We start from the raw sequence: 8726 nt of genomic DNA, 5'->3' as shown, positions 1-8726 counted from the left end.
TGAAGATGTCGCAATCCACACCTGGCCAGAAGGCCCTCACTCATTTCAAGATCACCACGCCGTGAGCCCTGTCACCAACCTCCGTGGTCAGTACACCTAGCGGGCCGGGAGGTACCCCCACGCGCCCCTGAACCCGCACCCCTCCGCTCGCGTCAGCCGATATCTGTCGGATCCACCCGAATCCGCACCGTCTCCGCCCCCCTCAGCGCCAGCCGAGCAATCTGCGCCGCCTTCAACGCCGAAGCCAGCGCAGCGCCTTGCCCGGGCGCCACCCGAACCAGCGCCCGCTCCGCCGTCTCCCCCTTCGGCCCCCCGTAGACTGGCACCGGCCCGAGCACGTCCGCGCCGTCCGGAAGCCGCACCAGCCCCAACAGGTCCTCGACCGCCTGCGCAGGCCCCGTCACCGAGGCCATCCGCGACACCGGCGGAAACCGCAGCTCCTCCCGCTCGTCGAGCTCCATCCCGGCGTGCCCGGCGGGATCCCATCGCACCAGCGCCTGCACCGCCCGCGCCGCCGCCTCCGCGACCACCACGACCGTCCCGCCCTCCCTCACGGGGCGGACCAGGGACGCCGCCGTCAGCCACCGCCGCATCGTCTCCTCCCCGGCCCGCAGGTCCGGACGGTTCAGCAGCGCCCAGCCGTCCAGCAGCAGCGCCGCCGCGTACCCGGGCCCCTCCGCCACCGGCTCCGCGCCAGGCGTCGAAATCACCAGCGCAGGCGACGAAGGCACCGAAGCCAGCACGGCGTCCCGCCCGGACGTGCGCACCGGCACCCGCGGGAAGGCCTTCCCGAGCTCCTCCGCCGTCCGCCGCACGCCCACCACCTGCGCCCGCAGCCGGAACGACCCGCACTCCAGGCAGTGCCAGTCGCTCTCCTCCGTCCCGCACCACGCGCACACCAGCGCGGCGTCCGCCGCCGGAGACTCCAGCGGGCCCCCGCACGCGCGACACCGCACCGGCTCGCGGCAGCGCCCGCACGCCAGCCGGGGCGCGTAACCCCGTCGCGGGACCTGAATCAGCACCGGCCCGCGCGACAGCGCCTCCCGCGCCGTCTCCCACGCCACCGAGGGCAACCGGGCGGCCTGCGCGGCCGCATCGCGCGCCTGGTCCTGCTCGGTCACCGTCCGCACCCGGGGCGCGACCTGCCGAACCACCTCACGGGGCGCGGCCAACGGCCGGGCCCACCCGCTGCGCACCAACTGCGCGGCCTCGACCGTCATCGAGACACCGCCGAGCAGCATCGCCGCGCCCTCCTCCGCGGCGCGCAGCAACGCCACCTCCCGCACGTGTGGATACGGCGCGTTGGGATCGCTGTGGCTGCTGTCGCCGTCCGACCACACCACCACCAGGCCCAGATCGCGCACGGGCGCGAACACCGCCGCCCGGGTCCCGATCGCGGCGTGCACCGAGGCCCGGCTGACCGACAGCCACCGCCGGTAACGTTCCTGCGGCCCCGCCTCGGCGGCCAGCACCGCATGCCGGCCCTCCCCCAGCACCCCCCGCAGCGCGGCGTCCACCCGCGCCACCGAACGCCCGTCCGGCAGCACCACCAGCGCGCCGCGCCCGGAGGACAGCGTGGCGGCCACCGCCCGCGCGATCTCGAACGGCCACTCCGGCCCGGGCAGCGCCGTCCACACCGCACGCGGCGCATGCCCACCCGCCAGCGAGGCCAGGAAGTCCGCCCCGTGTGCGTACCGCTCCCAGCTCCCCACCGCCGCAGCCCCGGGCGGCGGCAGTGGCCGCGGCGAGGGCTCGCCCTCCGCCCCGGCGTGCCGCGGCGGGATCGCCAGCTGCAGCACGTCCGCCAGCGTCCCCGCGTAGCGGTCGGCGACGGCCCGGCACAGCCGCAGCAGCCGGGGCGTCAGCACCACCTCCGGCGAGAGCACCCGTGCCAGCGGCGCCAGCGGGCCCGCATAGTCGGAGTCGTCCCGCCGCTCGACGATGAACCCGTCGTGCAGCGCGCCGCCCTCGCGCCGCCCGTGCGCACCGACCCGCCCGCCGAAGCGGACCCGGACCCGGACGCCGGGCCGCGCGTCCTCGGACATCGCCTCGGGCACCGCGTAGTCGAAGTACTGGTCGAGGCTCAGCACGCCCTTGTCGACCAACACCCGGGCCACCGGCTTCCGCTCCGCCAGGACGACCCCGCGCGCAGCCCGGGGCTTCGCCCGGCGCACCGTCTCCCGGATGAACGCCAACTGCTCCCCGGCCCCGTCCGCGCTGCTCACGCCCCCAAACCTAGCGGACACCACCGACACAACGACGACGCCGCCCGCCGAGGAAAGACCCCTCGACGGGCGGCGCAATCAGGCGTGATCAGGCGTGCAGGCATGATCAGACGCGACCAGGCGTGATCAAGAAAGCGTTCAGCCGGCGACAGCGGCCTTCAGCGCGTCCACCCGGTCCGCCCGCTCCCAGGTGAAGTCCGGCAGCTCACGGCCGAAGTGGCCGTACGCGGCGGTCTGGGCGTAGATCGGGCGCAGCAGGTCCAGGTCGCGGATGATCGCGGCCGGGCGGAGGTCGAAGACCTTGCTGACGGCTTCCTGGATCTTCTGCACCGGAACGGCCTCGGTGCCGAAGGTCTCCACGAACAGGCCGACCGGCTCCGCCTTGCCGATCGCGTACGCGACCTGCACCTCGGCGCGGCGGGCGAGGCCGGCGGCCACGATGTTCTTCGCCACCCAGCGCATCGCGTACGCGGCGGAGCGGTCGACCTTGGACGGGTCCTTGCCGGAGAACGCGCCGCCACCGTGGCGGGCCATGCCGCCGTAGGTGTCGATGATGATCTTGCGACCGGTGAGGCCGGCGTCGCCCATCGGGCCGCCGATCTCGAAGCGGCCGGTCGGGTTGACCAGCAGGCGGTAGCCCTCGGTGTTCAGCTTGATGCCCTCGTCGGCGAGCGCCTTGAGCTCCGGCTCGACCACGAACTCGCGGATGTCCGGGGTGAGCAGCGACTCCAGGTCGATGTCCGAGGCGTGCTGCGAGGAGACCACGACGGTGTCCAGGCGCACGGCGCGGTCGCCGTCGTACTCGATGGTGACCTGGGTCTTGCCGTCGGGGCGCAGGTACGGGATGGTCCCGTTCTTGCGGACCTCGGTCAGGCGGCGGGAGAGCCGGTGCGCGAGGGTGATCGGCAGCGGCATCAGCTCGGGGGTGTCGTCGCAGGCGTAGCCGAACATCAGGCCCTGGTCGCCGGCGCCCTGCCGGTCCAGCTCGTCCTCGACATCGCCCTCGACCCGGTGCTCGTGGGCGGTGTCGACGCCCTGCGCGATGTCCGGGGACTGCGAGCCGATGGACACCGAAACGCCGCAGGAGGCGCCGTCGAAGCCCTTCTTCGACGAGTCGTAGCCGATCTCCAGGATCTTCTCGCGGACGAGCTGGGCGATCGGCGCGTACGCCTTGGTGGTGACCTCACCGGCGATGTGCACCAGGCCGGTGGTGATCAGGGTCTCCACGGCGACGCGGGAGGTCGGGTCGTCCTTGAGGAGGGCGTCCAGAATGGTGTCGCTGATCTGGTCAGCGATCTTGTCGGGGTGGCCCTCGGTGACGGACTCCGAGGTGAACAGGCGGCGAGACACAGCGCTCCCTGGGGTTGCAGCGGCTGCTGACTGAATGCGCTCGGAAGTCCCGAGGCATCCGGAAAGACTTGATTCCTGCTGTGGAGTGTAACGGTCGGCTACCGATCACGGACACTCTCTGTGCGGCTCGAACATGTCCGCGATGTGGATCACATGCGGGTGAAACCGGCGGAAACACTCCCGGAACAACCCGAATCAAGTCCCAACTGCCGGGACGATTCGGGGCGTTGTGGACCTCAACCGGCGGATCGGGCGGCCCCGTCGGCGAGTCGGGCGGCGACCTGGTCCCAGATCGCGTCGGCCAGCATCTCCTTCGGGCCGTCCGCGATGTGGACCTCCGAGCCGTCCGCGCCGAGCAGCACCGCGCTGTTGGTGTCCTGGCCGAACGCCTTGCCGTCGCCGACCTCGTTGACCACCAGCAGGTCGCAGCCCTTGCGGGCGAGCTTGGCGCGGCCGTGGGCGAGCACCTCGTCGGTCTCGGCGGCGAAGCCGACCACCAGCTGTCCGGGGCGGGCCCGGTCGGCGGAGATCTCCGCCAGGATGTCGGGGTTGCGGACCAGCACGATCGGCGCGGGCTCGACCCCCTCCACCTTCTTGATCTTGCCGGTGGCGTACTCGGCGGGCCGGAAGTCGGCGACCGCGGCGGCCATCACCACCACGTCCGCCCCGGCCGCGGCCTTCAGCACCGCGTCGCGCAGCTGGAGCGCGGTGCCGGCCCGGACCACGTCCACCCCGGCCGGGTCGGGCAGCGCGGTGTTCGCGGCGATCAGGGTGACCTTGGCGCCGCGGGCGGCGGCGGTGGCGGCCAGCGCGTAACCCTGCTTGCCGGACGAGCGGTTGCCGAGGAAGCGCACCGGGTCCAGCGGCTCCCGGGTGCCGCCCGCGGAGACCACCACGTGCCGGCCCGTCAGGTCCTGCTCCAGCGGGCCGCGGGTCAGCACGCGCCGGCAGGCGGCGAAGATCTCACCCGGGTCGGGCAGCCGGCCCTTGCCGGTGTCCACGCCGGTCAGCCGGCCCACGGCGGGCTCGATGACGATCGCGCCGCGCCGGCGCAGCGTGGCCACGTTCTCCTGGGTGGCGGGGTGCTCCCACATCTCGGTGTGCATCGCGGGCGCGAACACCACCGGGCAGCGGGCGGTCAGCAGGGTGTTGGTGAGCAGGTCGTCGGCGAGGCCGTGCGCGGCCTTGGCGAGCAGGTCGGCGGTGGCGGGGGCGACCACCACCAGGTCGGCCTGCTGCCCGATCCGCACGTGCGGGACTTCGTGCACCCGCTCCCAGGTCTCGGTGGCGGCGGGCCGCCCGGACAGCGCCGCCCAGGTCGCCTCACCGACGAAGTGCAGCGCGGCGGCGGTCGGCACCACCTGCACCTGGTGCCCGGACTCGGTGAACCGGCGCAGCAGTTCGCAGGCCTTGTACGCGGCGATCCCGCCGCTGACACCGAGGACGACACGGGGCGCGGTCATGACGGTCGATTCTCCTAACGACGGGTCAACCCGCCCACCTTACGACCCGCCGCCGGGCCGCTGCGACGTGTCACCGCGCACACCTCCCCGCGCGCACGCGCCCACATGCCGAGGGCCCGCCCGATGCGCATGGCATCGGGCGGGCCCTCGAACGGACAGCTGGGGGCTCAGACGCCCTCGACCGCCTCGGCGGTGAGCAGGCCGGCGTTGATCTCGCGGAGCGCGATCGACAGCGGCTTCTCGTGCACGTGGGTGTCGACCAGCGGGCCGACGTACTCCAGCAGGCCCTCGCCGAGCTGGGAGTAGTACGCGTTGATCTGGCGGGCACGCTTGGCCGCGTAGATCACCAGGCTGTACTTGGAGTCGGTGGCCTCGAGCAGCTCGTCGATCGGCGGGTTGATGATGCCCTCGGGCGCGGTCATCGAAGAGGACACGCTGAACCTTCCGAAGTGGTTTTCATGGATTGGCTGGATGCAGCCGATCCGGTCAGGCTACACCGAGCAAGGCTAGCAGTTCGGCCGCTACCTGCTCGACGGAGGTGTTGACAAGCGTCGTGTCGAACTCCGCCTCGGCGGCGAGCTCGACCCGGGCCGCTGCCAGCCGCTCGTCGATGACGTCCTGCGACTCGGTGCCGCGGCCGGTGAGCCGGCGCACCAGCTCGTCCCAGCTCGGCGGGGCCAGGAAGACCAACTGGGCCTCGGGCATCGACTCCTTGACCTGCCGGGCGCCCTGGAGGTCGATCTCCAGCAGCACCGGCTCGCCCTTGTCGAGCTTGTCGGTGACCGCCTGGCGAGGGGTCCCGTACCGGTTGCCGGCGAACACCGCCCACTCCAGCAGTTCGCCGTTGGCGACCAGCTTGTCGAACTGCTCGTTGTCGACGAAGTGGTACTGCACTCCGTCGCGCTCACCCGGGCGCGGGTGGCGGGTCGTTGCCGACACCGACAGCCAGACCTCGGGGAACTGCTTCCTCATATGAGCGACGACCGTGCTCTTGCCGACCCCGGAGGGGCCGGAGAGCACGGTCAGCCGCGGACGCTCACTCATGTACCGATTATCCCGGATCGCGGAGGTTCCGCCGACACCGGCCTCTGTTCAGGAGGCGGCGCCGCCGAACTCCCGCTCCAGGGAAGCGATCTGGTTCGTACCGAGACCCCGCACACGACGGCTCTCGGAGATGCCGAGGCGCTCCATGATCTGCTTGGCGCGGACCTTGCCGACACCCGGCAGGGACTCCAGCAGCGCGGAGACCTTCATCTTGCCGATGACCTCGTCGTCGGACTTGCCGGCCTTGATGACGTCGTGCAGCGAGGCGCCCGAGTGCTTCAGCCGGTTCTTGACGTCGGCACGCTTCCGGCGAGCCTCGGCGGCCTTGGCGAGCGCGGCGGTGCGCTGTTCGGGAGTAAGGGGCGGAAGAGCCACGCCGTTCACCTCAGGTGTGGATGGAAGGGATGAGCCATGACTGGGTTGTGCCCGGACGCCACAGGCTCTGACCTGCGACGGTGGCCGGAACCACCGCCAACTGGCGTCCTACCGCCGGACACTACCCAACTTGGGCCGCCGCGTCAGGAAAAGAACACGAAAAGTCCAGGTCAGCAGGGGCCGACCCGGGACTTTTCCGGGCAAATCAGCCGAGTTGGCCACCCCTGGGTCAGGCGTTTGTGACGGCCCTCACATCATCGACGAACACCTGCGCGGCCTGTCGCAGTGCCGCCACCGACGGTCCGTGCTTCAGCACATCGCGGCTCACGCTGGGCACCACGTTGCGCACCTGGTCGCCGAACACCCGCGGCAGGTCCTGCGCGGTGGCGCCCTGCGCGCCCACGCCGGGGGCCAGCAGCGGGCCGTTGATCGCCAGGTCCACGCCCGCGTCGGCGAGCGTCGCGCCGACCACCGCGCCGAACGAACCCAGCGGCGCCGCACCGGAGTTCTCCGCCGCGAGCCGCCGCAGCACGGCCTGCGCGACGCTCTCGCCGTCCGCGCCGATGGCACGCTGCACCTCGTGGCCCTCCGGGTTGGAGGTCAGTGCCAGCGCGAACAGGCCGCAGCCGTTCCGGTGCGCCAGCTCGACCGCCGGCTGGAGCGAGCCGAAGCCCAGGTACGGGCTGACGGTGAGCGCGTCGGAGAACAGCGGGCTGTCCGGCGACAGGAAGGTCTCCGCGTAGGCGGCCATGGTGGAGCCGATGTCGCCGCGCTTGGCGTCCATCAGCACCAGCGCGCCGGCCTCCCGGGCCTCGGCGACGGTGCGCTCCAGCACCGCGATGCCGCGGCTGCCGAAGCGCTCGAAGAACGCCGACTGCGGCTTCAGCACGGCGACCCGGTCGGCCAGCGCCTCAACCACCGTGCGGGAGAAGCTCTCCAGACCCGCGAGGTCGTCGTTCAGCCCCCAGGCGGTGAGCAGCGAGCCGTGCGGGTCGATGCCGACGCAGAGCTGGCCGCGGGTGTCGAGGGCGGTCCGCAGGCGGGTGCCGAACGGCGTGGTGTCAGTCATCGGTGTCTTTCCTCGTCCTGAGAATGTGGTCGCCGGGCGGACAGGCCCTAGCGGATGCCCTTGCCGACCGCTTCGCCGATCGATGCGTAGCCGGCGGCGCGCAGGCGCGCGGACAGGCCCTTGTGGACCTTGCGCATCCAGAACGGGCCCTCGTAGATGAACGCGGAGTAGCCCTGGACCAGGTCGGCGCCGGCCAGGATGCGCTGCCAGGCGTCCTCGGCGGTCTCGATGCCGCCGACCGAGACGATCGCCAGGCGGCCCTCGGTGCGTCGCCGCAGCCGCTCCAGCACCTCCAGCGAGCGGGCCTTGAGCGGGGCGCCGGACAGGCCGCCCATGCCGATCTCCTCGATCCGCGCGGCGGGGGTCTTCAGGCCCTCGCGGCCGATGGTGGTGTTGGTGGCGATGATGCCGTCCAGGCCGAGGTGCAGCGCCATGTCGGCGATCTCGTCGATGTCCTCGTCGGCGAGGTCGGGGGCGATCTTCACCAGCAGCGGCACGTGGTGGGTGGTGACCTCGTCGGCGGCCTTGCGGACGTCCCACAGCAGCGGGCCGAGCACCTGCACGGCCTGCAGGTTGCGCAGCCCGGGGGTGTTCGGGGAGGAGACGTTGACGACCAGGTAGTCGGCGTACGGGGCAAGCGCCTTGGCGCTCTTCAGGTAGTCGGCGGTCGCCTCGTCCTCGGGGACGACCTTGGTCTTGCCGATGTTGATGCCGATCACCGGGGTGTTGCTGGTGTGCGGGCGGCCGGCCAGGCGGGCGGCGACCCGGGCGGAGCCCTGGTTGTTGAAGCCCATCCGGTTGATCAGCGCCCGGTCCTCGACCAGGCGGAACAGGCGCGGCGCCGGGTTGCCGGGCTGGGGCTCGCCGGTGACGGTGCCGATCTCGACGTAGTCGAAGCCGAGCATCGACAGGCCGTCGATGCCGATGCCGTTCTTGTCGAAGCCGGCGCCGAGGCCGAACGGGCCGGGCAGGTCCAGGCCGAGCGCGGTGGTGCGCAGCCTGGGGTCGCGCGGGGCGAGCACGGCCCGCACCAGCGAGCGCAGGCCGGGCACCGAGTGCGCGAGCCGGATCCAGAAGAACGCCAGGTGGTGGGCCTTCTCCGGGTCCATCTTCTTGAACAGCAGGTTGAACAGCAGCTTGTACACGTGAGTCCTCCGACGGCAGGGGGCGGCTGGCTGGGCTCGGGCATGGACGTGGGGG

The 8726-nt window shown here is 72.2% G+C and carries 8 protein-coding genes; all 8 read right to left on the bottom strand.

Features of this window, described 5'->3' with window-relative positions; translation table 11 throughout:
• Nucleotides 1-152: 152 nt before the first annotated feature.
• The 8 genes from ACFV18_RS28730 to ACFV18_RS28695 all read right to left on the bottom strand — a co-directional run bounded on the left by ACFV18_RS28730 (nt 153) and on the right by ACFV18_RS28695 (nt 8671).
• Nucleotides 153-2249: a primosomal protein N' gene (locus ACFV18_RS28730; protein ID WP_380488134.1), complete on the bottom strand. Its 2097-nt coding sequence runs from the start codon at nt 2247-2249 to the stop codon at nt 153-155.
• 114 nt (nt 2250-2363) lie between these two features.
• Nucleotides 2364-3575 (bottom strand): methionine adenosyltransferase, encoded by a 1212-nt coding sequence (gene metK, locus ACFV18_RS28725; protein WP_380488132.1) that lies wholly within the window; start codon nt 3573-3575, stop codon nt 2364-2366.
• 236 nt (nt 3576-3811) lie between these two features.
• Nucleotides 3812-5038, bottom strand: coding sequence for a bifunctional phosphopantothenoylcysteine decarboxylase/phosphopantothenate--cysteine ligase CoaBC (gene coaBC / locus ACFV18_RS28720; RefSeq protein ID WP_380488130.1), 1227 nt, complete (start codon nt 5036-5038; stop codon nt 3812-3814).
• 167 nt (nt 5039-5205) lie between these two features.
• Nucleotides 5206-5472 (bottom strand): DNA-directed RNA polymerase subunit omega, encoded by a 267-nt coding sequence (gene rpoZ / locus ACFV18_RS28715; RefSeq protein ID WP_033258145.1) that lies wholly within the window; start codon nt 5470-5472, stop codon nt 5206-5208.
• A 52-nt stretch (nt 5473-5524) separates the two neighbouring features.
• On the bottom strand, nt 5525-6082 hold the full coding sequence (gene gmk / locus ACFV18_RS28710) for a guanylate kinase (protein ID WP_380488127.1): 558 nt from the start codon (nt 6080-6082) through the stop codon (nt 5525-5527).
• Nucleotides 6083-6130: 48 nt separating this feature from the next.
• Nucleotides 6131-6457, bottom strand: a complete 327-nt coding sequence (gene mihF, locus ACFV18_RS28705; protein ID WP_030459182.1) for an integration host factor, actinobacterial type — start codon at nt 6455-6457, stop codon at nt 6131-6133.
• Between the two features lie 229 nt (nt 6458-6686).
• Nucleotides 6687-7526 (bottom strand): orotidine-5'-phosphate decarboxylase, encoded by an 840-nt coding sequence (pyrF, locus tag ACFV18_RS28700; RefSeq protein WP_380488124.1) that lies wholly within the window; start codon nt 7524-7526, stop codon nt 6687-6689.
• A gap of 47 nt (nt 7527-7573) precedes the next feature.
• Nucleotides 7574-8671 (bottom strand): quinone-dependent dihydroorotate dehydrogenase, encoded by a 1098-nt coding sequence (locus tag ACFV18_RS28695; protein ID WP_380488122.1) that lies wholly within the window; start codon nt 8669-8671, stop codon nt 7574-7576.
• Nucleotides 8672-8726: the final 55 nt, after the last annotated feature.

This window comes from Kitasatospora sp. NPDC059673, assembly GCF_042734215.1.
In the GTDB taxonomy this organism is placed as follows: domain Bacteria; phylum Actinomycetota; class Actinomycetes; order Streptomycetales; family Streptomycetaceae; genus Kitasatospora.
The sequence above is the reverse complement of the archived record's forward strand: the minus strand, read 5'-3'. Positions and strand labels throughout refer to the sequence as shown.

Coding starts and splice junctions, on each gene's coding strand:
- pyrF (WP_380488124.1), bottom strand. CDS start 7,526: ATGACTGACACCACGCCGTTCGGCACCCGCCTGCGGACCGCCCTCGAC.
- coaBC (WP_380488130.1), bottom strand. CDS start 5,038: ATGACCGCGCCCCGTGTCGTCCTCGGTGTCAGCGGCGGGATCGCCGCG.
- gmk (WP_380488127.1), bottom strand. CDS start 6,082: ATGAGTGAGCGTCCGCGGCTGACCGTGCTCTCCGGCCCCTCCGGGGTC.